The 25835-nt window shown below is 72.9% G+C and carries 23 protein-coding genes and 1 tRNA gene; 9 read left to right on the top strand and 15 right to left on the bottom strand.

Annotation, left to right across the window (positions count from 1 at the left end; all coding sequences use genetic code 11):
- Positions 1–26 precede the first annotated feature (26 nt).
- Both PP1_RS04375 and uvrB read right to left on the bottom strand, forming a co-directional pair.
- Positions 27–1304: a glycosyltransferase 87 family protein gene (locus tag PP1_RS04375; RefSeq protein ID WP_010241609.1), complete on the bottom strand. Its 1278-nt coding sequence runs from the start codon at positions 1302–1304 to the stop codon at positions 27–29.
- 130 nt (positions 1305–1434) lie between these two features.
- On the bottom strand, positions 1435–3663 hold the full coding sequence (gene uvrB, locus PP1_RS04380; protein WP_010241608.1) for an excinuclease ABC subunit UvrB: 2229 nt from the start codon (positions 3661–3663) through the stop codon (positions 1435–1437).
- Positions 3664–3737: 74 nt separating this feature from the next.
- Here uvrB and PP1_RS04385 point away from each other — a divergent pair, with 74 nt between their 5' ends.
- On the top strand, positions 3738–4280 hold the full coding sequence (locus PP1_RS04385) for a DUF402 domain-containing protein (protein ID WP_033200552.1): 543 nt from the start codon (positions 3738–3740) through the stop codon (positions 4278–4280).
- 12 nt (positions 4281–4292) lie between these two features.
- On the opposite strand, the gene PP1_RS04390 is transcribed toward PP1_RS04385, so the two are convergent.
- The 5 genes from PP1_RS04390 to rpsA form a co-directional block, all read right to left on the bottom strand.
- Positions 4293–5108, bottom strand: coding sequence for a hypothetical protein (locus PP1_RS04390; RefSeq protein WP_075314161.1), 816 nt, complete (start codon positions 5106–5108; stop codon positions 4293–4295).
- Positions 5105–5878 carry an RNA polymerase sigma factor gene (locus PP1_RS04395; RefSeq protein WP_010223728.1) on the bottom strand — a complete coding sequence of 258 codons (774 nt, stop codon included), beginning with the start codon at positions 5876–5878 and terminating at the stop codon, positions 5105–5107. Before PP1_RS04395 ends, PP1_RS04390 begins: the two co-directional genes overlap by 4 nt.
- Before the next feature lie 213 nt (positions 5879–6091).
- Positions 6092–7219, bottom strand: a complete 1128-nt coding sequence (coaE, locus tag PP1_RS04400) for a dephospho-CoA kinase (RefSeq protein WP_010223727.1) — start codon at positions 7217–7219, stop codon at positions 6092–6094.
- A gap of 36 nt (positions 7220–7255) precedes the next feature.
- On the bottom strand, positions 7256–8071 hold the full coding sequence (locus tag PP1_RS04405) for a hypothetical protein (protein WP_010223725.1): 816 nt from the start codon (positions 8069–8071) through the stop codon (positions 7256–7258).
- 260 nt (positions 8072–8331) lie between these two features.
- Entirely contained in the window at positions 8332–9840 is a 1509-nt protein-coding gene (rpsA, locus tag PP1_RS04410; protein WP_010223723.1) for a 30S ribosomal protein S1, read from the bottom strand.
- A gap of 299 nt (positions 9841–10139) precedes the next feature.
- Between rpsA and PP1_RS04415 the strand changes: the two genes are divergently transcribed.
- On the top strand, positions 10140–10988 hold the full coding sequence (locus PP1_RS04415) for a class I SAM-dependent methyltransferase (RefSeq protein WP_033198561.1): 849 nt from the start codon (positions 10140–10142) through the stop codon (positions 10986–10988).
- A gap of 37 nt (positions 10989–11025) precedes the next feature.
- On the opposite strand, the gene PP1_RS04420 is transcribed toward PP1_RS04415, so the two are convergent.
- Both PP1_RS04420 and PP1_RS04425 read right to left on the bottom strand, forming a co-directional pair.
- On the bottom strand, positions 11026–11619 hold the full coding sequence (locus PP1_RS04420; RefSeq protein WP_050802168.1) for a carbonic anhydrase: 594 nt from the start codon (positions 11617–11619) through the stop codon (positions 11026–11028).
- A 134-nt stretch (positions 11620–11753) separates the two neighbouring features.
- The gene (locus PP1_RS04425) at positions 11754–12443 is read right to left on the bottom strand and encodes a carbonic anhydrase (RefSeq protein ID WP_202796279.1); all 690 of its coding nucleotides are present in this window, start codon (positions 12441–12443) and stop codon (positions 11754–11756) included.
- Between the two features lie 194 nt (positions 12444–12637).
- Here PP1_RS04425 and PP1_RS04430 point away from each other — a divergent pair, with 194 nt between their 5' ends.
- From PP1_RS04430 to PP1_RS04450, 5 genes are all read left to right on the top strand, one after another.
- On the top strand, positions 12638–13066 hold the full coding sequence (locus PP1_RS04430) for a PaaI family thioesterase (protein WP_010223717.1): 429 nt from the start codon (positions 12638–12640) through the stop codon (positions 13064–13066).
- 252 nt (positions 13067–13318) lie between these two features.
- A complete protein-coding gene (locus PP1_RS04435) occupies positions 13319–14614 on the top strand; it encodes a branched-chain amino acid ABC transporter permease (RefSeq protein WP_010223715.1) in 1296 nt (431 codons plus the stop codon).
- Positions 14615–14624: 10 nt separating this feature from the next.
- Positions 14625–15620, top strand: coding sequence for a branched-chain amino acid ABC transporter permease (locus tag PP1_RS04440; RefSeq protein WP_010223712.1), 996 nt, complete (start codon positions 14625–14627; stop codon positions 15618–15620).
- On the top strand, positions 15610–16683 hold the full coding sequence (locus tag PP1_RS04445) for an ABC transporter ATP-binding protein (protein ID WP_010223710.1): 1074 nt from the start codon (positions 15610–15612) through the stop codon (positions 16681–16683). Before PP1_RS04440 ends, PP1_RS04445 begins: the two co-directional genes overlap by 11 nt.
- The gene (locus PP1_RS04450; protein WP_010223708.1) at positions 16680–17495 is read left to right on the top strand and encodes an ABC transporter ATP-binding protein; all 816 of its coding nucleotides are present in this window, start codon (positions 16680–16682) and stop codon (positions 17493–17495) included. Before PP1_RS04445 ends, PP1_RS04450 begins: the two co-directional genes overlap by 4 nt.
- 148 nt (positions 17496–17643) lie before the next feature.
- On the opposite strand, the gene PP1_RS04455 is transcribed toward PP1_RS04450, so the two are convergent.
- The 6 genes from PP1_RS04455 to PP1_RS04480 form a co-directional block, all read right to left on the bottom strand.
- Entirely contained in the window at positions 17644–18957 is a 1314-nt protein-coding gene (locus PP1_RS04455; RefSeq protein WP_010223705.1) for an ABC transporter substrate-binding protein, read from the bottom strand.
- Between the two features lie 366 nt (positions 18958–19323).
- Positions 19324–19956 (bottom strand): ANTAR domain-containing response regulator, encoded by a 633-nt coding sequence (locus PP1_RS04460; RefSeq protein ID WP_010223703.1) that lies wholly within the window; start codon positions 19954–19956, stop codon positions 19324–19326.
- 274 nt (positions 19957–20230) lie between these two features.
- Positions 20231–20304: transfer RNA gene (locus PP1_RS04465), tRNA-Leu, on the bottom strand.
- Positions 20305–20378: 74 nt separating this feature from the next.
- A complete protein-coding gene (locus PP1_RS04470) occupies positions 20379–21080 on the bottom strand; it encodes a metallophosphoesterase (RefSeq protein WP_010223701.1) in 702 nt (233 codons plus the stop codon).
- Complete coding sequence (locus PP1_RS04475) at positions 21077–22255, bottom strand: class I SAM-dependent RNA methyltransferase (protein ID WP_033198554.1); 1179 nt, start codon at positions 22253–22255, stop codon at positions 21077–21079. Before PP1_RS04475 ends, PP1_RS04470 begins: the two co-directional genes overlap by 4 nt.
- Before the next feature lie 32 nt (positions 22256–22287).
- Positions 22288–24363 (bottom strand): APC family permease, encoded by a 2076-nt coding sequence (locus PP1_RS04480; RefSeq protein ID WP_010223697.1) that lies wholly within the window; start codon positions 24361–24363, stop codon positions 22288–22290.
- Between the two features lie 149 nt (positions 24364–24512).
- Between PP1_RS04480 and PP1_RS04485 the strand changes: the two genes are divergently transcribed.
- The gene (locus tag PP1_RS04485; RefSeq protein WP_010223695.1) at positions 24513–25175 is read left to right on the top strand and encodes a potassium channel family protein; all 663 of its coding nucleotides are present in this window, start codon (positions 24513–24515) and stop codon (positions 25173–25175) included.
- The gene (locus PP1_RS04490) at positions 25175–25834 is read left to right on the top strand and encodes a potassium channel family protein (RefSeq protein WP_029239113.1); all 660 of its coding nucleotides are present in this window, start codon (positions 25175–25177) and stop codon (positions 25832–25834) included. Before PP1_RS04485 ends, PP1_RS04490 begins: the two co-directional genes overlap by 1 nt.
- The last annotated feature ends 1 nt before the right edge of the window (position 25835 follow it).

The following is a 25835-nucleotide window of genomic DNA, read 5'->3' on the forward strand; positions in this document are numbered from 1 at the left end:
CGAACGACGAGCCGGTCGGGGCGGGGTCAGGGCCCGACGCGGAGCATCTCCGGCGCAGGTGCCGCCGGGCCGCCCGGGCGGCCCGCCCCGCGGGTGACGTACCAGCAGCCCAGGGCGAGCGCGATCACCGCCGGGACGACGTAGCTGGCGCAGAGCAGCTGCTCGTACCAGGTCCAGCGCATCTGGACGCCCCACACGTTCGGCAGCCAGCGGAACGGCGCGAGGAAGAAGATCGTCGCGATGACCGCGCCGACCACCCCCCAGGCGACGGACCGGTACCGGATCGCGTGCGCGGCGATGCCGATCAGGGCGGGCACCACCCACACCCAGTGGTGCGACCAGGCGGTGGGCGTCGCCATCAGGACGACGGCGGCGGTCGCCGACAGCGCGATCACCGGCTCGCTGCGGCGGATCACCGGCACCGCCATCGCGAGCAGCCCGGCGACGATCAGCAGCCACAGCACGGTGAACCACGGCTCGGGCAGCCCCATCCGGGCCAGTGACGCCTGCACGGTCTCGTTGGAGAAGAACGTCGACCCGCTCACCCCGGCCGCCGGCCCCCCGACGAACCAGTAGCGGACCGACGAGTCGAGATCGACGAGGAACCCGATCCCGGTGGCGACGACTCCGGTGACGACGGCGACGCCCGCCGCCTTCCACTCACGGCGCACCAGGAAGAACAGCACCAGCCCGCCGGGGGTCAGCTTGATCGCGGCGGCGAGCCCGAGCAGCATGCCGCGCGGCCAGAGCGTGCGGGGGGCGAGGCAGTCGACGGCGACCAGCGCCATCAGGACCAGGTTGATCTGGCCGAAGGCGTAGGTCTGCGCCACGGGCTCGATCAGCAGCGTCGCCGCCAGTGCCGGCACTCCGAGGACGAGCGCGGCACGCCATCCGCCCGCCGGCCACGCCGCCCGGATCGCCAGCACGATGCACAGCGCCAGCGAGAGCAACGAGACGACGAACTGGGTGCCGAACGCGGCGCCGTACGGGATCACCGTCAGCGGGACCATCGCGATCGCCGCGAACGGCGGGTAGATGAAGGGCAGCGGGGGCCCGTTCATCGGCAACGGCAGCGGGCCGTACATGTCGCCGCCCGCCATCCACACCTGCACGCCGAGCCGGTAGACGTCGAGATCGAGCGCGTAGCCGCCGAGCCGGATGAACGACCAGAACAGTGAGACCGCCAGCAGCGGCACCGTCACCCAGAGCGTGGCCGTGGTCAGCGCCGCGGACCGCAGCCGGAACAGGGTCCCGGCGCCGGGGACGGGCACGTCCGGGTCGGGCGTGGTGCTGGTGACGGTCACGCGGGCTCCTCCGCTGCGCGCCGGGGCCGGGCCGGAGGACCCGGGCGGCCGTGTGGTGGACGAGAACGGTGGCCCACGGTAGCGGGAGGCCGTTGCACGCCCACAGCCCGGCCGCCCTACGGCACGGCCGTCACGTGACCCCGGCCGCGTCCATCCCGCGCAGCTCCTTCTTGAGGTCCCCGATCTCGTCACGCAGCCGGGCCGCGAGCTCGAACTGGAGGTCCCGGGCCGCGGTCAGCATCTGGTCGTTCATCTGCTGGATCAGGTCGGCGAGCTCGGCCCGCGGCATCCCCGCGGTGTCCTTCGCCGGCACACCGGCGCTGCCCGCCGACGGGGCCCGGCCCGCCTCGCCGGAGGCGCGCTTGCCCCGGGAGGCGTTGCGCCCGGAGCCGCCGACCGGCACCGACTCGGTGTCCTCGGCCTCGCGGTAGACCTGGTCGAGGATGTCGGCGATCCGCTTGCGCAGCGGCTGCGGGTCGATGCCGCGCTCGGTGTTGTAGGCGACCTGCTTCGCCCGGCGACGGTCGGTCTCGTCGATGGCGTACTGCATCGAGTCGGTGATCCGGTCGGCGTACATGTGCACCTGGCCGGACACGTTCCGCGCGGCGCGGCCGATCGTCTGGATCAGCGACGTGCCCGAGCGCAGGAAGCCCTCCTTGTCCGCGTCGAGGATCGCGACCAGCGACACCTCGGGCAGGTCGAGACCCTCGCGGAGCAGGTTGATGCCGACCAGCACGTCGTACTCGCCGGACCGCAGCTGGCGCAGCAGCTCCACCCGGCGCAGCGTGTCGACCTCGGAGTGCAGGTACCTGACCTTGATGCCGAGCTCGAGCAGGTAGTCGGTGAGGTCCTCGGCCATCTTCTTGGTCAGCGTGGTGACCAGGACCCGCTCGTCGCGCTCGGTGCGGTCGCGGATCTCGGCGACCAGGTCGTCGATCTGGCCCTTGGTGGGCTTCACCACGACCTCGGGGTCGACCAGCCCGGTCGGCCGGATCACCTGCTCGACGAACTCACCGCCGGTCCGGTTCAGCTCGTAGGGCCCCGGGGTGGCGGACAGGTAGACGGTCTGACCGATCCGGTCGGCGAACTCCTCCCAGGTCAGCGGCCGGTTGTCGACCGCCGACGGGAGCCGGAACCCGTACTCGACGAGGTTGCGCTTGCGGGACATGTCGCCCTCGTACATGCCGCCGATCTGCGGCACGGTCACGTGCGACTCGTCGATGACGAGGAGGAAGTCCTCCGGGAAGTAGTCGATCAGCGTCGCCGGTGCGGTGCCGGCCCCGCGGCCGTCGATGTGGCGCGAGTAGTTCTCGATGCCCGAGCAGAACCCGACCTGGCGGATCATCTCGATGTCGTACTGGGTGCGCATCCGCAGCCGCTGGGCCTCGAGCAGCTTGCCCTGGTTCTCCAGCTGCTCGAGCCGCTGCTCCAGCTCGGCCTCGATGTCGGAGACCGCACGCTCCATCCGGTCCGGGCCCGCGACGTAGTGGGTGGCCGGGAAGATCCGGATCTCGCCGACCTGCTCGACGGTGTCCCCCGTCAGCGGGTTGAGGTGGTAGAGCGCCTCGATCTCGTCGCCGAAGAACTCGATCCGCAGCGCCAGCTCCTCGTACGCCGGGATGATCTCGACGGTGTCCCCGCGGACCCGGAAGGTGCCGCGGGTGAAGGACATGTCGTTGCGCGTGTACTGGATGTCGACAAGGAGCCGCAGCAACCGGTCCCGCTCGACCTCCTCACCGACCGCCAGGGCCACCGACCGGTCCAGGTACGACTGCGGGGTACCGAGGCCGTAGATGCAGGACACCGACGCGACCACGACGACGTCGCGCCGGGACAGCAGGTTCATCGTGGCCGAGTGCCGCAGCCGCTCGACGTCGTCGTTGACGGAGCTGTCCTTCTCGATGTAGGTGTCGGTCTGCGCGATGTACGCCTCGGGCTGGTAGTAGTCGTAGTACGAGACGAAGTACTCGACCGCGTTGTGCGGCAGCATCTCCCGCAGCTCGTTCGCCAGCTGTGCGGCCAGCGTCTTGTTGGGCGCCATCACGAGCGTCGGCCGCTGCTGCTGCTCGATCAGCCAGGCCGTGGTCGCCGACTTTCCGGTACCGGTCGCGCCCATCAGCACGATGTCCTGCTCGGCGGCGCGGAGCCGCCGGTCGAGGTCCGCGATCGCCGTCGGCTGGTCCCCCGCCGGCTGGAGGTCGCTGACGACCTGGAACCTGCCGTCCTTCCGCTCGATCTCGCCGACCGGGCGGTGCTCGGAGTGCGCGAGCGGCGTGTCCGTCGGCGTGGTGCCGGCATCGGGGTGCACGTCGGCGGCGGTGCTCGCCGCGGAGCCCGGGACCTCGGTCGCGAAAGCCATGGCCCCAGGGTACGAGCGACCTCCGACAGTTTCGCGTCGTACGCCCCTGACAGCCCCTCGCCCGCCCCGGCAGGATGCACCCCGTGCACCCGCCGAAGTCGCAGCTGTTCGACCCCGACGCCCGCGCCCAGTACGACACCAAGGGCATCCGCCGCGAGATCGAGACGCTCCGTGAGGAGAGCTGGGGGCTCTACGTCTCCCGGCCGGTCGTCGCCCGGCCGAACGCCTGGTGGGTCGAGTCCTGGGTGCTGCCGGAACTCGGCGTCTGCCTGTCCGACTGGCGGTGGCGGCCCGGGCACGAGCGTGACCAGGACATGTACATCGACGTCGCGTCGCTGGTCCAGGAGGGCCGGCGGATCCGGATGACCGACCTCTACCTGGATCTCGTGGTCCACCGCGGCCGGGAGACCGAGGTCGTCGACACGGACGAGTTCGTCGCCGCGGTCGCCCAGGGCCTCCTGAAGCCCGTGCAGGCCGAGTACGCCCTGGAGCGCTCGCACGCGGTGCTCGACGGTCTCGCGCGGCACGGCCACGATCACGAGGCGTGGCTGGCCTCGCTCGGCGTCGACCTGGGGCCGCGCGCCGAGCCCGAGGCCCCCGCCGATCTCGCCGGCTGACCCGGCGCCCGGTCAGACGGCCGGGTGCTGTGCCGGGCCGAGCCCGACGGCGCTGGTGCTCGACGACTCGCCGGTCTCCGAGCTGGTGCTGGTCGGGCCGGCCGTCGTCGAGCTCGTGGTCGGGGCAGCCGAGCTCGAGGTCGTCGTCTCGGTCGGCTCCGGCGAGCCCTCCCCGTTCGACGACGACGGCGGCGTCGTCGGGTCGTCGGTGGGGGTCGGCGTCGGCGTCTCGCTCGGCGGCGGCGTCGTCGGCGGGGTGGTCGGGTCCGGCGAGCCCTCCGGCGGGTTCGTCGTCGACGGGGGCGGCGTGCTGCCACCGTCGTCGTCCCCCGGCGGCGGTGTGCCCGGACCCGGCCCCGGACCCGGTGCGGGCGGGGGCGGCGGGGCCTGTCCCCCACCGGCGGGCGGCGCCGGGGGCGGCGGCAGCACGGGCGCCGGGGCGCCCGCCACGGGGCCGGAGCCCTCCAGCGCGCCGCCCTCGGTCGCGGCGGTGGTGGGGTCGAACGACGGCGGCAGCGTCCCGTCGTCGAGCGCGGGGCTGCCCGGCTCCTCGGCCTGCACCGGCGCCGGGGTCGAGGCGCCGGTCTGCGGCGAGGCGATGGCGAACGGCGCTCCGACGAAGGAGCCGCCCGGGGCGGCGGCCGTCGCGACCGCGGTGAGCCCGCCCAGCGAGCCGACGGTCAGCACCGCGGCGGCCGCGGCGGTGGTCGCGCGCCGGGCTCCGGCGGCGCGGGCGATCACGTCGTCGATCGCCGGCAGCGGCACCGCGGCCGCCAGCACGTCGTCGAGCCGGTGGAACTCGCGGTCGATGTCGCCGTACCCGTTCATGCCCGTCCCCCCTCGACGGCGGGCGGGTACCCACCGTCCGCGCCGGGGAACGCCACGGGCGCCCCGACGATCTCCTCCAGCACCTCGGCCATGCCCTGGGTGACGATCTCGCGCCCCCGCGCCAGCCGTCGCCGGACGTCCTGCTCCCCGACCCGTTCCAGCTCCGCCACGGCGCCGACCGGCAGGCCCGCCATGTGGTGCAGCACGACCGCGCGGCGGTCCGCCGCGCCGAGCCGGCCCAGCGCCTCCAACAGGGCCCCGGTGCGCGGGTCGGTCTCCTCCGCGGAGGGACGGCGCCTGCGCCGCAGGAACCGGCCACGCATCGAGGTCCGGATCGCGACCCGGCGCACCCAGCCGACGGCCCCGTCGCCGTCGGCGCCGTGGCCGTCGTCGGCCCGCAGGTCCGACCAGCGCCGCCAGGCGCGCGAGTACGCGTCCTGCACGGCGTCGTGCGCCTCCTGCGGGTTCAGCGTGATCGCGTAGAGCTGGGCCACCAGGCGCGGGTAGTGCGTCTCGAGGTGCGCACCGAAGTCCGCGCGGAGCTCGCCGTGCGGGAGCGTGCGGTGCTGCTGCACCATCGCCCCGCTGATCGGCGGGGGCTCCTCGCCCGCCGGTCCGTCGTCCCACGCACCGCCGCCGGTCCAGGCCCCGTACTCGGCACCCGGGGCCCCTCCGACGTAGGGGTCGTACCCGTACTCGTCCGGATGGGGGACGCCGGGCACGCGACCGGGCTCGGCGTACTCGCCGCCCGCCCCGTATCGCTGCGCCACCGTGCTCAACCCCGTGTCCTCTCGTCGCCGTACCCGGTCCCCGTGCCGACCGGGCCGCGGTGCGGCCCGACCGGCGGAGACCGCCCGTACCCCGGCGGGACGGGAGCGCCGACGCTCTCTCCCCGCCTGATCGACCAACGAGCAGGAACCGTTACAGAAACGGGTGGATCTTCACGCGGGCGTCACGGATCGCATCACACCCGGACGGACGTATCACCCGGACGGGTCGTCGCGCCACGCCGCCGTGTGCGCCGAGTAGCGGATCGGGTCCGGATCGTCCCCGTAGAGCGTCGCGGCGGCCTGCTTCCGTTCGGCGTAGCCGGCACGGGCCCGCTCGTCGGCACGGAGGCGGTCCCGGATCCCGAGCGCGTGCCGCCACGCGGGGGAACCGTGGACCCGCACGACGACGACGGCCGGCCGGCCCGGATCGGCGGAACGGTGCACCCGGACGGTTCCCGCGGCGTCCGGCTCCGCCCCCGGGTCCACCGGGAATCCGGCGTCGGCGAGCGGACCGGCCAGTAGTGCGGCGTCGGAGCGCGACTCGACCGCCAGCTGCAGGTCCAGCACGTCGCGGGCGCGGAGCCCGGGTACCGCCGTCGAGCCGACGTGCTCGACGCCGCGCCCGAGCCGCCCGGCCGCGACGCCGATCCGGTCGGCGAGCCTGCGGGCCTGCCCGGCCCAGTCCGGGTCCGGCTCGACCAGGCTCGGGGCCCCGTCGGAGACCGGTCGCCCGCGGCGCAGGTTCTCCTCGAACGGCACCAGCCGCTCGTCCCACAGCGCGTCCACCCGGCGACGGGTGGAGTCCTCGTCGCCGGAGTTGTCGAGCCAGACGTCCGCAGCGGCCCGGCGCTGCGCGTCGGTGGCCTGGGCCGCGATCCGGGCGCGGGCGTCAGCCTCGGCCATCCCGCGGGCCCCGACGAGCCGACGGACCCGCTCCTCGGCGTCGACCCCGACCACGACGACGAGGGGGAACGCCGGCGCCGTCCCGCCCTCCACGAGCAGCGGGACGTCCTGCACGACGATCGCCTCCGGCGGCGCCGCGGCGACGAGCTCGTCCGAGCGTGCCCGCACCAGCGGGTGCACGATCCCGTCCAGCGTGCGCCGGGCCTCCGGGTCCCCGAAGACGATCGACGCGAGTGCGGGCCGGTCGAGCTCGCCGTCCGGCCCCAGCACGCCGTCACCGAACGCCCCGACCACCGCGGCGAGCCCCTCGGTCCCGCCCGCGACGACCTCGCGGGCGATGCGGTCGGAGTCGACCAGCACCGCCCCACGCTCGACGAGACGGCGGGCGACCGTCGACTTGCCCGCCCCGATTCCTCCGGTCAGCCCTGTCCGCAGCACACGAGCACCGTATCGGCGACGACCGTCAGGACGTGATCAGGTCGCGCCGGGTGCACCGGAGGCGGGACGGCCCGCCTGCGAGACGGGGCCGCCCGGCGTCGGCGTGGCCGGCGGCTCCGGGCGCGCCGACGGCGGCTGCGTCGGCGTGAGCGCCGGGAGGATGCGCTGGGCGAGGTCCGGCAGGGTCTCCGAGGCCGGGCGGTTCTGCCCCGGCGCCGCGACCGGCAGGATGAAGGTCAGCGTGTCGACCCCGTAGACCATCGCGAGGGTGGTCTCGTCCGGCCGCTCGATCAGCACCCCGGGGACGGTCCCGACGGTGATGTCCCGCGAGGCCGTGGCGTCCGACCGCTCGGCGTTGGCGTTGAGCTGCCACTGCCGGGTCGCCGATGCGGTGTCGCCGTACCGGCCGATGTTGAGCTGGTAGAGCACCGGGCCGCTGTTGCGGGCGCCGCCACCGCCGAACGCCTGCTCCTGCCCGCCGGCACGGTAGGTGCAGGCGGTGCGCTCGGTGCGGTTCACGGCCGGCTCGGGGACCCCGCGCACGGACTGGACCGACACGGAGCCGAGGACCTGGCCGAACAGGGCACCGGCCTGCTCCGGGTCCATGATCTGCGCACAGTCGGTGGGCAGGGCGATCGGGATCGGCGCGGACCCGGACTGGGCCGAGGCCGAGTCCTCCGCGGCGAAGGTCGGGACGGCGATCCCGGGATCACCCGACGCGGTGGCGCATCCGGAGAGGACGGCCCCGACGAGGGCGACCCCGGCGAGGAGCGCCACCCGTCCGCGACGGGTGGCGGAGAAGGACTGCAGGGCGGTGCCGGAGCGCGTCCGGCGGACGGAGCGGCCGGCCATGATGACAATCTAGAGCCCGGCGGAGATCGACTTCCCGAACGCAGCCGGAGCGTAGGGCGACCGGTGCCGAACCGTGATCTCTACCCGGCGTGTCCGACCCGACACGCCGTGCAACGGCGCAGGCATCACCCGGTCGTGTCGACACGCCGATGTACTCCCTCGGACGGCCGCCGACATGCGCCGAGCCCCGGCGACCACAGGGGTCACCGGGGCTCGGTGCGGCACTGCGATCCGGCCCGCGGGGGGGCCGGGTCACGGGATCAGGCTCCGCCGGAGAGCTTCTCCCGCAGCGCGGCGAGCTGCTCGTCGCTGGCGAGGGAGCCGCCCGACTCGGCCTGGCCACCGCCGCTGCCACCGGTGCTGCTGCCGGCGCTGGGACGCTCGTCGCCCCCGCCCGAGGAGTAGTTGGCCGGCGCGACGTCGTCGCCACCCTCCGCCTCGGCCTCGGCGGCCTTGCGGATCTGCGCCATGTGCTGCTCGTAGCGGGCCTGGGCCTCGGAGTACTGCTTCTCCCAGGTGGAACGGGCCTCGTCGAAGCCCTCCTTCCACTCGCCGGAGTCGACGTCGAAGCCCTCGGGGTAGATGTAGTTCCCCTGGTCGTCGTACTCGGCGGCCATGCCGTACCGGGTCGGGTCGAACTCGGTCTCGGTCGTCATGCCCTCGTTCGCCTGCTTCAGCGAGAGGGAGATGCGACGCCGGTCGAGGTCGATGTCGATGACCTTGACCATCGCGTCGTCGCCGACCTGGACGACCTGCTCCGGCACCTCGACGTGGCGCTCGGCCAGCTCGGAGATGTGGACCAGGCCCTCGATGCCCTCCTCGACGCGGACGAACGCGCCGAACGGGACGAGCTTGGTGACCTTGCCCGGGACGATCTGGCCGATCGCGTGGGTCCGGGCGTAGAGGCGCCACGGGTCCTCCTGGGTCGCCTTCAGCGACAGGGAGACCCGCTCGCGGTCGAGGTCCACGTCGAGGACCTCGACGGTGACCTCCTGGCCGACCTCGACCACCTCGGAGGGGTGGTCGATGTGCTTCCAGGACAGCTCGGAGACGTGCACCAGGCCGTCGACACCGCCCAGGTCGACGAACGCACCGAAGTTGACCACCGAGGAGACGACGCCCTTGCGGACCTGGCCGCGCTGCAGCTGGTTGAGGAACTCGCTGCGGACCTCGGACTGGGTCTGCTCGAGCCAGGCGCGGCGGGACAGGACCACGTTGTTGCGGTTCTTGTCCAGCTCGATGATCTTGGCCTCGATCTTGCGGCCGACGTACGGCTGCAGGTCGCGGACGCGGCGCATCTCGACCAGCGAGGCCGGGAGGAAGCCACGGAGCCCGATGTCCAGGATCAGGCCGCCCTTGACGACCTCGATGACGGTGCCCTCGACCGGCTCGTCGGCCTCCTTGAGGGCCTCGATCGTGCCCCAGGCGCGCTCGTACTGGGCGCGCTTCTTGGACAGGATCAGGCGGCCTTCCTTGTCCTCCTTCTGGAGGACGAGGGCCTCGACGAACTCGCCGACCTCGACGACCTCGGCGGGGTCGACGTCGTGCTTGATCGACAGCTCGCGCGAGGGGATGACGCCCTCGGTCTTGTAGCCGATGTCGAGCAGGACCTCGTCACGGTCGACCTTGACGATGGTGCCTTCGACGATGTCGCCATCGTTGAAGTACTTGATCGTCTGGTCGATGGCGGCGAGGAAGTCCTCCTCCGACCCGATGTCGTTGATAGCGACCTGCGGCGTGGTCGGGGCGGCGGTGGTGTCGGTGGACATGTAGTGGGGTGCTCCGATGGATTTCTCTGACATGGGCGGTCCGGTCCGCGCTGCTGCAGCAACGCTCACCGGTTCTGGTGCGTATAGCTGTGACGTTGTAACAGTCACCCTCTGGCGTCGATTCCCGTGGTCGGAACCTACGTGCGACGGGCGGTCGCGAGGCGGCGCAGGAGTGGCGCCGGGCGGTCGTCCGACACGTTGACCACGGTCAGGAAATCATGCTACGCGGCACCGAAAGTCCCGGGCAATGCGGGTCCGGTAAACGGGCGAACGGCCGGCACTGCGACGATCGGGTGGCGATGAGCAGCCGCGACGAGTATTCCTCCGCCGAGACCGCCGTCGGGACCGCGGGCGTGGCCCGGCGCCGGGTGTCCGGCGCCGAGTCCGAGGCCGCGGGCCGCCGGTGGTGGGACGCCGACGCCGACGACTACCTGGCCGAGCACGGTGCCGACATCGGCGAGACGGCGTTCGTCTGGTGCCCGGAGAACCTCCACGAGGACGAGGCGGAGCTGCTCGGCCCGCGGGAGTCCCTCGCCGGCAGGCAGGTCCTGGAGATCGGCGCGGGATCGGCCCCCTGCAGCCGGTGGCTCGCCGCGCACGGCGCGCACCCGGTCGCGCTGGACGTCTCCGGCGGCATGCTCCGGCACGCCGCGGCGCTCAACGGACGGACCGGGATCGCGGTGCCGCTCGTCCAGGCGGGCGCGGAGCACCTGCCGTTCGGCGACGGGACCTTCGACCTGGCCTGCTCCGCCTTCGGCGCGATCCCGTTCGTCGCGGAGCCGGAGCGGGTCATGCGCGAGGTGCACCGGGTGCTGCGCCCCGGCGGGCGCTGGGTGTTCGCGGTGAACCATCCGATGCGCTGGATGTTCCCCGACGATCCCGGCCCGGCCGGCCTGACCGTCACGCAGTCGTACTTCGACCGGACGCCCTACCTCGAGGTCGACGCGCAGGGCCGGGCCACCTACGTCGAGCACCACCGGACGATCGGCGACCGGGTGCGCGACGTCGTCGCCGCCGGGCTGGTCCTCGAGGACCTGGTGGAGCCGGAGTGGCCGGAGGGGCACGACCGGGTGTGGGGCCAGTGGTCGCCGCTGCGGGGCGAGCTCTTCCCGGGCACCGCGATCCTGGTGACCCGCAGGCCCGCGTGAGCGCCGGGCGGGCCGGCGCACCGGCCCGCCCGTGCGGTCAGAGCCCGACGACCGCGCCGGTCTCCAGGTCGTAGCGGGCGCCGACGATCGTCAGCCGCCCGTCGCGCACCAGCTCGGCGAGCGCCGGCTCGGTGCCGAGCTGCGCGACCTCACGGCGGACGTTGGCGTCCACCGCGGCGGCCACGGCCTCGTCGCCCTCACCCGAGCAGACGGGCGCGATGTCGCCGACCAGCCACCCCAGCGGCGCGGGTGCCGGGGTGTCACCGCCGGCTGCCACCGAGACCGCCGCCTTCACCGCACCGCAGTGCGAGTGACCCAGCACGACCAGCAGCGGGATGCCCAGCGCACCCGCCCCGTAGGCGAGGGTGCCGCGCACCGCGTCGTCCACGACCTGACCCGCGGTCCGGACGACGAACAGGTCGCCCAGGCCGAGGTCGAACACCAGCTCCGCGGGGACCCGGGAGTCCGCACAGGACAGCACCATCGCCGCGGGCGCCTGGCCGCCGACGGCCGACTCCCGGTCCCGGGCCGTGCGGTGCGGCCCGGTGGTCTCGTCGCGCTGCCAGCGCCGGTTGCCCTCGAGCATCGTCGACCACGCCTCGGTCGCGGTCGGCCTGCCGTCGTTCGCCATGAACCTCTCGTTCCGCTCGGGATGCACCGTCGGTGATCACGATCGCGGGAACCGGTCGGATCGGGCAAGTGCGCACGCCGCGATGTGTCGAGCACCGCGGCCGTACGGGAGGGCCGGGCCGGACCGGCTGCGACTCAGACGATCCGGTCGACCCGCCCGGTCCCCAGGTCGTAACGGGCACCCACCACCGTCGGCACCCCGCCGGACCCCGGCCCCGACAGGTCCGGGTCGGCCCGCAGTACCGCCACGATCCGCCGGACGTTCTCGTCCACCCCGGCGGCGATCCGCTCCTCGCGCGTGCCGGACGCGGGGAGCGCCGGCGCGATCGCGTCGACCAGGAAGCCGAGACGGCCGGACGGCTCCTCCCCCGCCGCCGCGGCGTCCACGGCCGCGGCGACGGCGCCGCAGGACGTGTGACCGAGCACCACGACCAGCGGGATCCCCAGCTCGGCCCGGCCGAACTCCAGGCTGCCCTGCACGGCGTCGTCGAGCACCTGGCCCGCGGTCCGGACGGTGAGCAGGTCACCGAGCCCCTGGTCGAACACGAGCTCGGGCGGCACCCGGGAGTCGACGCAGCAGAGCACGGTCGCGAAGGGGTGCTGCCCACCGACCAGCCGGGTCCGGACCTCGGCGCCCTCGTGCGGGTGCTCGGGATGCAGGTCGCGCCAGCGCCGGTTGCCCTCGACGAGGCGCCGCAGTGCCCCGTCGGCGTCCGGCACGGCCTCCGGGATCCCCGGTGCCGCGGCGCGCGCCGCTCCGCCGGGTGCCGCGGCGGCCGCCGTGGCGGGCACGCCCGCACCGACCAGGGCCAGTCCTGTCCCCACCGCGCCCCGCAACACCTGACGCCGTCCGATCCCGTCCATCTGCCGCCCCCGTCGCCGACCAAAAGTTTGCAATGCTCTCTATTGTGGAACGAAACGCTATCGCCACCCCTTCGAGTGATCAAGGGGATCCGGAGTCGCCGTCGTCACCGCGTCCCTGCGTCCGGCGGGCCCGCAGGGGTCGTAGGGTCGCTCCCGTGCCGATCGACGCCGCCGAGCTCCCCGAGATGTCCCCCGAGCACTCCGCCGAGCAGCTGGGCGAGCGGATGGGCATCGAGCTGCTCACGACGACCGCCGACGAGGTCGTCGGGCGGATGCCGGTCGCGGGCAACCGTCAGCCGTACGGCCTCCTGCACGGCGGCGCGAGCGCGGTGCTCGCCGAGACCCTCGGCTCGGTGCTGGCAGCACTCAACGCACTGCCCGAGCGGTTCCCGGTCGGCCTCGAGCTGTCCTGCACCCACCACCGGTCGGCCACCTCGGGACACGTCACCGGCACGGCCCGCGCGATCCACATGGGACGGTCCACGTCGACGTCCGAGATCGTGCTCGTGGACGACGACGGGCGTCGCGTCTGCACCGCGAAGCTCACCTGTCTGCACCGGGACACACGACCGCTCGTGTCCTGATCCTCGCCCTGCGGTACCGCCGCGTTACGTCTCGGCTACGGCCTCGTTCGAGACGTTCGTACCAGTCCTCTCCTCGGCTAGGTTCCGTCCGATCACCCACCCGGGTGTCGTACGACGCCCCACGAGGACGGACGAACGTTGCCACCACCCCGCACACCGCTCCGGAGGAGCGCCCCACGCGCGGGTGACGTCCGCGCGGGCGCCCCACGGCGGTCCCCGACCCCGGCCGCGATCCGCTGGCTGATCGGGCTGATGATCGCGCTGATCGGCACGATCACGCTGTCCGGCACCGCGCTCGCCGCCGCCGCGCCCGCACCCGCCCCGGCCGCCGCACCCGCGGCGGCACTCCCCGCCCAGTCCCAGGACGGCATCGACGTCAGCGGCACGCTGCGCGACCAGAACGGTCAGCCGCTCACCGGCGTCACGATCGTCGCGGCCCGCGACGGCGCCCCGGTCGCCCAGGCCACCTCGCAGGCGAACGGCCGGTGGGAGCTCACCGTCCCGGCGGCGGGGAGCTACACCTTCCGCCTCGACGAGGCCACCCTCCCGCCGGGCACCCAGGTGCTCCAGGGCGAGACGACCCGCGAGGTCGCCGAGGGCTCGCTGAACACCGTCGTCTTCCGGTTCGGCGAGGAGGTCCAGGGGGCCGCCACCGGCGGCTTCGCGACGTTCCTGCGGCTGCTGGTCGACGGCATCCGGTTCGGCCTGGTCATCGGGATCTCCGCGATCGGCCTGTCGCTGATCTTCGGCACCACCGGCCTGACCAACTTCGCGCACGGCGAGATGGTCACCATCGGAGCCGTCGTCGCCTGGTACATCAACGTCGTCGGCGGGGTCCAGCTGATCCCGGCGACGATCATCGCGGTGCTCGTCGGAGCGGCGCTCGGCGCCGCCAACGAGCTCGGGATCTGGCGCAGGCTCCGGAGGCGGGGCGCCGGGCTGATCGCCCAGCTCGTCGTCTCGATCGGCCTGTCGATCGCGCTCCGCTACCTGATCCTGATCTTCTTCGGTGGCCGGTCGGAGTCCTTCACCGACTACACCGCCCAGCAGGTGCGCAACTACGGCCCGATCGCGCTCACCGACAAGGACCTGTCGGCGATCGTCATCGCCGTCGTCGTGCTCCTCGGGGTGGCGCTGCTCCTGCAGCGCACCCGGATCGGCAAGGCGATGCGCGCGGTGTCGGACAACCGGGACCTCGCGGCGTCCTCGGGCATCAACGTGGACCGGGTCATCCTGTTCGTCTGGATGCTCGGCGGCGGGCTGGCCACCCTCGGCGGTGTGCTGTTCGCGCTGTCCGAGCTCTCCAGCACGGTGCAGTACGAGATGGGCTTCCGGCTCCTGCTGCTGATGTTCGCCGGCGTCATCCTCGGCGGCCTGGGCACGGCCTACGGCGCGCTGCTCGGATGCCTCATCGTCGGCATCCTCGTGCAGCTGTCCACGCTCGTGCTGCCGCTCGACCTCAAGTACCTCGGCGGTCTGGCGGTGCTGATCGTGATCCTGGTGTTCCGTCCGCAGGGCCTGCTCGGGTCCAAGGCCCGGATCGGCTGAGGGGGACACCGTGATCGATGTCGGACAACTCCTGACCGTCGGGTTCTCGCAGCTGATCGGCCCCTCGGCCATCTTCTTCGCGCTGCTGGCACTCGGCCTGAACATCCACTTCGGCTACACCGGACTGCTGAACTTCGGCCAGATCGGCTTCGCGCTGGTCGGCGCCTACGGCATGGGCATCTCCGTGGCCAACTTCGGTGCCCCGCTCTGGCTCGGTGTGATCATCGGTATGGCCTGCGGCGTCGCGCTGGCGCTGATCCTGGGCATCCCGACACTGCGGCTGCGGGCGGACTACCTCGCGATCGTGACGATCGCGGCCGCCGAGATCCTGCGGCTCGTCACCCGCTCCACCTCGCAGACCGACTTCACCGGCGGCACCCAGGGCCTCACCGGCTTCGCCGACGCGTTCGCCGCGGCGAACCCGTTCACCCAGCCGTCCTACGACATCCTGGGACTCGAGGTCCGCGGGCCGGACCTGTGGGCGATCCTCGTGGGCTGGACGATCGTCGGGCTGTGCGTGCTGCTCACCTGGCTGCTCGTGCGGAGCCCGTGGGGCCGCGTCCTCAAGGCGATCCGCGAGGACGAGGACGCCGCGCGGGCGCTGGGCAAGAACGTGTTCGCCTACAAGATGCAGGCCCTCTCCCTCGGTGGCGTGTTCGGCGCCCTCGGCGGGATCTTCTTCGCCCTGGCGACCCAGTCCCTCACGCCGGACTTCTACTCCCCGCCGCAGACGTTCTTCGCCTACGCCGCGCTCATCCTCGGCGGCGCGGGCCGCGTCTTCGGGCCGGTGATCGGTGCGATGCTGTTCTGGTTCCTGCTCTCCATCGCCGACGCGTTCCTGCGCCAGGCGACGGCGGGCGAGAACCCGCTGCTGCCCTTCATCTCGTCCCAGGACGTCGGCGCGATCCGGTTCGTGCTCGTCGGCGCCTTCCTGGGCCTCATGATGGTGTACCGACCACAGGGCATCTTCGGACGCCGGAGGGAGGTGCTCGGCGATGGCCGCTGACCGCGGTCCCCACGGGGACGACAGCCCAGACAGCACCGACGACACCGAGATCACCCGGGACACCGCGCTCACCGGCGCGGACACCACGGACACCGGGAACGCCCCTGCCGACCGCCCCGACCCGGGCCGCGCGCTGGCCGGCGTGTCCCCCGAGCCGGGGGTCGCCAAGCCGGACGCGGTGCTCACCGTGGACGGGGTGACCCGCACCTTCGGCGGCCTCACCGCCGTCGACGTGGGGCACCTCGAGTTCCAGCGCGGCGCCATCACCGGCCTGATCGGGCCGAACGGCGCCGGTAAGACCACCCTGTTCAACCTGCTCACCGGCTTCGACCGGGCCGACTCCGGCTCGTGGGTCTACGACGGCACGCCGCTGCAGAAGCTGCCGCCGCACCGGGTGGCACGCCGCGGCGTCGTCCGCACGTTCCAGCTGACCAAGGCCCTGGCCGGCATGACCGTCATCGAGAACATGCGCCTCGGCGCCACCGGCCAGCGCGGGGAGAGCTTCCTCGGCGCGCTGTTCACCGGCTGGGGCGCCCAGGAACGGCAGATCACCGAGCGGGCCCACGAGCTGCTGGCCCGCTTCAAGCTCGACACCAAGGCCGACGACCTGGCGGGCTCGCTCTCCGGCGGGCAGCGCAAGCTGCTCGAGATGGCGCGCGCGCTGATGATGCAGCCGAAGGTCGTCATGCTCGACGAGCCGATGGCGGGCGTGAACCCGGCGCTCACCCAGAGCCTGCTGGGTCACGTGAAGTCGCTGCGCGACGAGGGCATGAGCGTGGTGTTCGTCGAGCACGACATGGACGTCATCCGCGACATCTCCGACTGGGTCGTCGTCATGGCCCAGGGGCAGGTCATCGCGGAGGGGCCGCCGGCGGCGCTGTCGTCGAACCAGGCCGTCGTCGACGCCTACCTGGGCGCCCACCACGACCAGGTGCTCGAGTTCGACGCCGACGGCAACCCGGTGGGCGAGACCGCCGACCTGGTCGCCGAGATGGAGGCCGAGGAGCTCGGGGAGGCCGAGCACGGCCGGGACGCCCGGTCCGACGAGGAGAAGCGCACATGACCGAGAACCCCGGCCCGGGCACGACCCGGGACGCGGAGCAGGCGGCGACGCCGGAGGCACACCGCGAGCTGGCCGAGGGGGCGCTGCTGCGCGTCGACTCGCTCGTCGCGGGGTACGTGCCGGGGGTCGACATCCTCAACGACAGCGACTTCTTCCTGCGCGACGGGGAGATCGTCGGGATCATCGGCCCGAACGGCGCCGGCAAGTCCACGCTGCTCAAGGCGATGTTCGGGCTGATCCCGGTGCGCCGGGGCACGGTCCGGCTGCGCGACGCCGACATCACCGGCGCCAAGGCGCACGCCCTGGTCACCAAGGGGCTCGGCTACGTGCCCCAGCGGGACAACGTGTTCCCCTCGCTCTCGATCGAGGAGAACCTGGAGATGGGCGTGTACCTGCGCCCCCGGACCTTCGCTAAGCGGTTCGAGGTCGTCGCGGACCTGTTCCCGATGCTGGGACAGCGCCGGAAGACCAAGGCCGGGTCGCTGTCCGGCGGTGAGCGCCAGATGGTCGCGATGGGCCGGGCGCTGATGATGGAGCCGTCGGTCCTGCTGCTCGACGAGCCCTCCGCGGGCCTGTCGCCGATGTTGCAGGACGAGGTCTTCGTGCGCTGCAAGCGGATCAACGCCGCCGGCGTCTCGGTGATCATGGTCGAGCAGAACGCCCGCCGGTGCCTGCAGATCTGCGACCGCGGCTACGTCCTGGACCAGGGCCGGGCCGCCTACACCGCGGGTGGCCGGGAGCTGCTGAACGACCCGAAGGTCATCGAGCTGTACCTCGGCACGCTGGCCGGGAGCAGCGAGAAGAAGGACTGAGCCGCTCCTCCGACGACAGACGGCCCCGCACCCCTTCGAAGGGGTGCGGGGCCGTCCGTCGTTCCCGGAACCAGGTCACCGGCCCGCGGACGCCCGAGGGGCGGACCGCCGTGGCGGACCGCCCCTCGGGATCGTCGTGCGCGGTGCGTCAGCCCTGCGCGCCCACCTTGATGTAGGTGGTGTCGTCGCTGAGCTCGTTCTGCGGCGTGAAGGTCAGGACGCCGTAGGAACCGGAACCGGGCTCACCGGCGTCGGTGAAGTCCAGCGTGCCGGTGACGCCGTCGTAGTCGACGTCGCCGCCCCGGTCGAGGATCGCCTTGCAGGCCGCGAAGGTGGTGCACTTCTCGCCCTCCTTGGTGACCGCGTTGATCTGCGTCCCGATGTCGGCGCCGTTGGTGGACTTGGCCGCCTCCGCCGCCAGCGCGGAGACCACGACGGCGTCGTAGGACTCACCGGCGTAGTTGACGTCGGTCAGCGCCGGGTCCTCGGCACGCAGCCGCTGCTCGAAGTCTCCGGAGAGCTCGGTCAGCGGGGTGGTGCCCTTCATCCCGTTGAGCAGCCCGGGCGGCAGGCCCTCGCCGAGGGCGTTGCCCATGTTGCCGTCGGTCCCGTAGAGGCGCTTCTGTGCCGGGCCGATCTGCACCTCGTTCATGCGGGTGATGATCCGCTTCGACTCGTCGAAACCGATCACCGCGATCGAGTCCGGGTTGAACTGCGCGACCTGGTCGATCTCCGGGTTGAACGACGCCGCGTTCGGGTCGTAGATGATCTTCTGGATCTGGTCCTGCGGAATGCCGGCCGAGACCAGGTTCTGCTCGGTGTTGTCGGCGAGACCCGCGCCGTACGGGTCGTTCCGGGCCATGATGCTCACCCGCTGGCCGCCGTCGGCGGTGATCAGCTGCGCGAGCGCCTGCGCCTGCAGGACGTCCGGCGGTGCGGTCCGGAAGTACAGCCCGCGGTCCTGCCAGCAGGTGAACTCGTCGGAGGTGTTCGCCGGCGAGAACTGCACCACCCCGGCGCCGGTGACCTTGTCGATGACCAGCTTGGACACACCGGACGCCGCAGCACCCACGATGACCTGCGAGCCGGCCGCGAGGTGCCGGTCGACGGTCTGGTTGGCGATGTCGGTGGTGTCGTCACCGGAGTCACCGCGCAGGTGCTGGACCGGGTTGCCCAGGACACCGCCCGCGTCGTTGATCTCCTTCAGCGCCACCTCGACGCCCGCGAACTCCGGCGGGCCGAGGAAGGCGAGGCTGCCGGTCTCCGGCAGCAGGGAGCCGATCTTCAGCGGCGCGGTGCTGGGTGTCCCGGTCGCCTGGGCCTGCGGCGGGGTGCAGTCGGCACCGGCGGCGGACGGAGCCTCCGATCCACCTGCCTCTCCACCGGAGCCGGCGTCCCCACCACCGCCGCATCCGGCCAGAACCAGCGACGCCACCCCGGCCAGGGCGGCGACTCGCCACATTGATCGCGTCATACAAGTTCCCCTTCGAGCGCTCCCCCGCCGTCGACGTGGCGAGGGAGGATGGCGGAAAACTAGTACGCCCGCACCAGGAAATGGGGTCCGGTCACCGCTCGTGACACGAATGTGATGATTCGACGCACAGATGTCACGAACGGATCTTTCGATGTGTCGGCCGTGCGACGCGGGGTGACGATTTCGTTGCTCTGTGAACCGGACCACGTCCACGATCGAAGCCATTCCGGAACCGTCGGAACCGTAACGTTTCCACCCGTCCGAGCGATGCGCTCGCGCCCGTGTCACGACGCACGACGGCCCCGCCGCGCGGAGGGCGCGACGGGGCCGTCGGTGCGGGACGGGGCCCGGGTGTCAGGAGGACTTGGCGGGTGCCAGCCCGTCGACGACGGCGTCGGCGACCGCCTTCATCGTCGTCCGCCGGTCCATGGCGGTCCGCTGGATCCAGCGGAAGGCCTCGGGCTCGGACATCTTCTGGTGCGTCATGAGCAGGCCCTTGGCCCGGTCGACGACCTTGCGGGTCTCGAAGCGCTCGTTGAGCGAGGCGACCTCGTCCTCGAGCGCCTTCTTCTCCGAGAACCGGGAGACCGCGAGCTCGATCGCCGGCACGAGCTCGTGCCGGGCGAACGGCTTGACCAGGTAGGCCATGGCGCCGGCGTCGCGGGCACGCTCGATGAGGTCGCGCTGGCTGAACGCGGTCAGCATGACGACCGGGGCGATCTTCTCCTCGACGATCACGGCCGCGGCCTCGATGCCGTCCTTCTTGGGCATCTTGACGTCCATGATCACCAGGTCCGGCTCCAGCTCGCGGGCCTGGGTGATGGCGGCCTCGCCGTCGCCGGCCTCGCCGGCGACCTGGTAGCCCTCCTCGGAGAGCATCTCGGCCAGGTCCATCCGGATCAGGGCCTCGTCCTCGACGACCAGCACCCGCCACCCGGGCTGCGGGCCGTCCTCGGCCGGCGTGTCTGCGGGAACGTTGTCGGTCACCGGGGATCTCCTCACGAACGAAACGGGAACTGCGACCGGAGACTTCAGGCTACCGGCGGTGCCGCCCACGACCGAACCACTTCGGCCTTTCGTGTGCGGAAACACCCTCCGTGGGGCGCGTTACCCGTCCGGCCGGAGAGGGCGCCCCCGCCCGGCATGGCGCGGGTCACGGTGCACATCACGGCGCACGTCACCGTGCGGGCCCGGGACGTGCGGCGACACGACGCCGGAACGGCCGCGGTGGCGGCGGATCCGCCCTGCGGCGGAAGCGGTGTGCCCCTGGTGGGACTCGAACCCACACTGTATGCATTTTGAGTGCACTGGCTCTGCCGATTGGCCTACAGGGGCGTACTGCGATCAGCGCATTCAGCGCTTTTTCCACTCTAGCGGCCCCGGGGCCCGCCGCGGGACCCGGCCCGGGCTCACGGCCAGGCCAGGAACCGGGTGCGCGGCGGCCCGTCCCCCAGCACGTGGAGCGCTCCTCCGGGCACGGAGTCCGGCAGCAGGAACTCCTCCCCCGGCTCGCCGGGGAACCGGATCGCGGGTCCCACCGACGGCGCGACGACCAGCGGGTGCCCGCCGACCGTCGTCGCGACCGGCCGGTGCACGTGCCCGCACACCACCAGCGCGGGTTCCGTCCGCGCGGCCAGCACCGCCGCGAACGGCTCCGCGTCACGCAGCCGGATCCCGTCCATGAACGGGTGCCCGACCGGCACCGGCGGATGGTGCAGCGCCACCAGCAGCGGGGCCGGGTCCCGGGCGGTGTCGGCGAGCAGGTCGACCGCCCCGGCGGAGAGCGCGCCCTCCGGCGCGCCGGGCACCAGCGAGTCGAGCAGCACGACGTTCACCCCGCCCGCGCGGTGCACCCGGTCGCCCACCGGCCCGAGGACGGTGCCCATCGCGTCACGGTCGTCGTGGTTGCCGGGCACCGGCAGCACCGCGGCCCCGCCGAGGAGCTCCGCGGCCTCCGCGTACTCCGCGGGATCGCCGTGGTCGGCGACGTCGCCCGTGACGAGCAGGAGGTCCGCCCCGAGCGCGCGGGCACCGGCGACGGCGCGCACGGCCCGCTCCCGGTTGCCCGGCACCCCGAGGTGCAGGTCGGACAGCTGGACGACCGTGATCATCGGTCCGGCCGCTCCAGCAGCGCGACGGCCTCCATGTGGTGGGTCATCGGGAACGCGTCGAACGCCCGCAGCCCCGCCACCCGGTACCCGTGCTCCGCGAACAGCGCGAGGTCGCGGCCGAGCGCGGCGGGGTCGCAGGCGACGTGCACGACCCGGCGGGGCCCGCGGGTGGCCAGCGCCCGGACCGCGGCACGGCCCAGCCCCGTCCGCGGCGGGTCGGTGACGACGACGTCCGGGTCCGGCCGGAGCCGTGCGATCTCGCGCTCCGCGCGTCCCCGCACGAACGACACCTGCGGCAGGTCGGCCAGCGCCGCAGCACCGTCGGCCACCGCCGACGGCGACGACTCCACCACCAGCACCGTCCCGTCCGGGCCGACCTGGCGGGCGAGCACCGACCCGAGCAGCCCGACGCCGCCGTAGAGGTCCCAGGCCACTCCCCCGCGCGGCGCGCCCGCCCACTCGTCCACCAGCGTGGCGAGGGTGTCCGCGAGCGCCGGGTGCACCTGCCAGAACGTGCCCGCGGACAGCTCCCAGGTCCGGCCCGCGGCGTGCGCGGTCGCCCCGGAGCCGACCCGCGCGGCACCGTCGTCGCCGACGGTCACGTCCACCTCGGACTCCGGGCGGAACCGCTGCTCCAGGACCGGGCCGAGCGCGCCGTCCGGGACCAGCGGGCAGTCGGCGATCTCGCAGACGTCGTGGCTGCGGTGCGCGCGCAGGCCCGGGACACCGGCGTCGTCGACGGCGAGCCGCACCCGGGTGCGCCAGCCCAGCGCACCGCCCGGCAGCTCCTCGACGACGACCTCGTCGAACGGGAGGAGCGACAGCGGGGCCGCCGCACCGGCGAGCCGGGCCAGCTGCTCGCGGAGCACCGCCGTCTTCAGGTCCCGCTGCGCGCCGGGCGTCGCGTGCTGGAAGTCGCAGCCACCGCACCCGCCGGGGCCCGCCCACACGCAGCCCGGTTCGACCCGGTCCGGGGAGGCCTCCAGGACGGCGACGGCGTCGGCGCGGCAGAAGGCCCCGCCCGGGTCCTCCGTCACGACCGCGCGCACCCGCTCGCCGGGCAGCGCGTGCCGCACGAAGACGACCCGGCCGTCGGTGGCCGGGAGACCGTCCTCACCGGCACGGGCGACGCAGTGGCCGCCGTGCGCCACCGGCCCGACGGTCACCTCGAGCATCCGGTCGGTCCAGTCCGTCGCCGGAGCGGAGCTCACGTGTCCCCCTTCGTACCGCGGGTCGCCCCCGCGGTGCTCGTCCCCGTCGCCGGCGGGCCGTCGCGGCGCTCGCCGGGGAGCTGTTCCAGCCCCGGGTAGCCGCGCCGGGAGGCTCCCGGCGCGTCCAGCGGCGAGAGCGCCCGGGTCCGCGACGACGACGGCAGCTGCCACGGCACGCTCGTCACCATCACCCCCGGCTGGAACAGCAGCCGCGTCTTGAGCCGCAGCGCACTCTGGTTGTGCAGGACCTGCTCCCACCAGTGCCCGACGACGTACTCCGGGATGTAGACGGTCACGACGTTGCGCGGGGAGTCGGAGCGGATCCGCTTCACGTAGTCCAGCACGGGCCGGGTGATCTCCCGGTACGGGGACTCCACCACCTTCAGCGGGACCGGGAGCCTCCGCTTGTGCCACTGCTCGACGAGCTTCTTGGTGTCGGAGTCGTCGACGTTGACCGTGACCGCCTCGAGGATGTCCGGCCGGGTGGCGCGGGCGTAGGCGAGCGCGCGGAGGGTCGGCTTGTGCAGCGTCGACACCAGCACGACGGCGTGGTTGCGCGAGGGCAGGACGTCGTCGTCCTCGTCGGCGACGAGCGCGGCGGCGACCCGGTCGTAGTGCAGCTGGATCGCGCGCATCAGCACGAAGAACGCACCCATCGCGACGATCGCGATCCAGGCGCCGAGCGCGAACTTGGTGATCAGCACGGTGATCAGCACGACACCGGTCATGCAGGCCCCGAACCCGTTGATCGCCTGGCTGCGGCGGATCCGGCGCCGCTCGCGGACCCCCGGGCCGAGCTCCAGCTCCCGGTTCCAGTGCCGGACCATCCCGGCCTGGGACAGCGTGAAGGACACGAAGACGCCGACCGTGTAGAGCGGGATCAGCTTCGTGACCTCGGCCTGGAAACCGATCACCAGCAGGATCGCGAACAGCGCCAGCAGCACGATCCCGTTCGAGAACGCGAGCCGGTCGCCGCGGGTGTGCAGCTGGCGGGGCAGGTAGCGGTCCTGGGAGAGGATCGACCCGAGCACCGGGAAGCCGTTGAACGCGGTGTTCGCCGCCAGCACCAGGATCAGCGCCGTCATGACGATCACGAAGAAGTAGCCGGGCGGGAAGTTGTCGAACACCGCGTCCGCGAGCTGCGCGACCATCGTCTGCTGCTGGTAGCCGGGCGGCGCGTCCGGGAACTGGCGGGCCGGGTCCTCGGCGATCTGCACGTGGGTCAGCTGGGCCAGCGCGATCAGGCCCATGAACAGCGTGACCGACATCCCGCCGAGGAGCAGCAGGGTCGTCGCGGCGTTCCGGGACTTCGGCTTGCGGAACGCCGGCACCCCGTTGGAGATCGCCTCGACACCGGTCAGCGCGGCCGCGCCCTGGGTGAAGGACCGCAGCACCAGCAGCACCAGCGCGAGGCCGGTGAAGGTGTCGCCCTCGGCGACGAGATCGAGGTCGGCGCTGGCGGCGCGGACGTCGTCGCCGAGGATCAGGATCCGGGTCAGGCCCCAGACGATCATCGTGCCGACGCCCAGCACGAAGGCGTACACCGGGATCGCGAACGCGGTACCGGACTCCCGGATGCCCCGCAGGTTGATCGCCGTGAGCACGGCGATCGCCGACACCGCGAACAGCACCTTGTGCTCGGCGACGAACGGCACCAGCGCGCCGATGTTCGCGGCCGCAGCGGAGATCGAGACCGCGACGGTGAGCGTGTAGTCGACGAGCAGGGCGCTCGCGACGGTGAGCCCGGCGTTCTTGCCGAGATTGACGGTCGCGACCTCGTAGTCGCCGCCACCGGACGGGTAGGCGTGGACGTTCTGCCGATAGCTCGCGACGACCGTCAGCAGGACGACGACGACCGCGAGCCCGATCCACGGCGACATCACGTAGGAGGCGACCCCGGCGACCGACAGCGTCAGGAAGATCTCCTCGGGCGCGTAGGCGACGGACGACATCGCGTCCGAGGCGAACACCGGGAGTGCGACCCGCTTCGGGAGGAGCGTGCTGGTCAGGCGGTCGCTGCGCTGCGGTCGTCCGACCACGAGCCGCTTGAGAGCGACGGCGAGCTTGGACACGGTGCGCAGCCTAGGCCCCCGCGTTCCGGGCGACGCGATAGCGTGCGCGATCAGGCGCACCGGCGTCGCACGTGGTGTGCGGCGCGCTCGGTGCACCGGGAACGAATCGTACATCCCGGGCCCCCGCCCGCCGGAAGGACCACTCCACCATGCACGTCGTGATCATGGGATGCGGCCGGGTGGGCGCGTCCCTGGCCTCGGGCCTGGAGCGGCTCGGCCACGAGGTCGCGGTGATCGACCGCGACCCGCAGGCGTTCCGCAGGCTCGGGCCGGACTTCCGGGGACGCCAGGTGGTCGGCTTCGGCTTCCACCGCAGCGTCCTCGACGAGGCCGGCCTGGAGTCGGCCGACGCGTTCGCCGCCGTCTCCTCGGGGGACAACTCGAACATCATCGCCGCCCGGGTGGCCCGGGAGAGCTACGGCGTCGACAAGGTCGTCGCCCGGATCTACGACGCCAAGCGGGCCGCGGTCTACGAGCGGCTCGGGATCCCCACGGTCGCGACAGTGCCGTGGACGACCGACCGGCTGCTGCGGATGCTGCTGCCCGACGGCGTCGCGACCGCGTGGCGGGAGCCGACCGGCACCGTCGCGGTGCTGCCGCTCCCGCTGCACGAGGAGTGGGTCGGGCACCCGATCGCGGAGCTGGAGCGGGCGACGGGATCGCGGGTGGCGTTCGTCGTCCGGTTCGGGACCGGCGTGCTGCCGACGAAGGACACCACCGTGCAGGCCGAGGACACCGTGTACGTCGCGGCGATCTCCGGCACGGTCAGCGACGTGACGGCGGCCGCCTCGGCGCCGCCGGAGGAGGAGTGATGCGGGTCGCGATCGCGGGTGCGGGCGCCGTCGGGCGGTCCATCGCGCTGGAGCTGGTGGAGTCCGCGCACCGGGTGATGCTGATCGAGCGCGAGCTCGGCCAGATCGACCCGAACGCCGTCCCGGACGCCGAGTGGGTGCACGCCGACGCCTGCGAGCTCGCGTCGCTGGAGGATGCCGGCATCGAGGGCTGCGACGTCGTCATCGCCGCCACCGGCGACGACAAGGTCAACCTCGTGGTGTCGTTGCTCGCGAAGACCGAGTTCGGGGTGCGCCGGGTGGTGGCGCGGGTGAACGACCCGCGCAACGAGTGGCTGTTCGGCGAGAACTGGGGCGTCGACGTCGCGGTGTCGACCCCACGGCTGCTGGCGGCGCTGGTCGAGGAGGCCGTCGCCGTCGGAGACCTGGTGCGGCTGCTCACGCTGCGGCAGGGCCAGGCGAACCTGGTCGAGGTGACGCTGCCCGACGACACCCCGCTCGCCGGGCGTCCGGTGCGGGCGGTGACCCTGCCCCCGGACTCGGCGCTGGTGACGATCCTGCGCGGCGGACGGGTGATCGTCCCGCAGCCGGACGACGCGCTGGAGCCGGGCGACGAGCTGCTGTTCGTCGCGACGGCGGCGGTCGAGGAGGAGATCCGCGAGGCGCTGGCGCGGCCGTGAG

The sequence above is a fragment of the Pseudonocardia sp. P1 genome (genome assembly GCF_000178675.2).
GTDB lineage: Bacteria > Actinomycetota > Actinomycetes > Mycobacteriales > Pseudonocardiaceae > Pseudonocardia.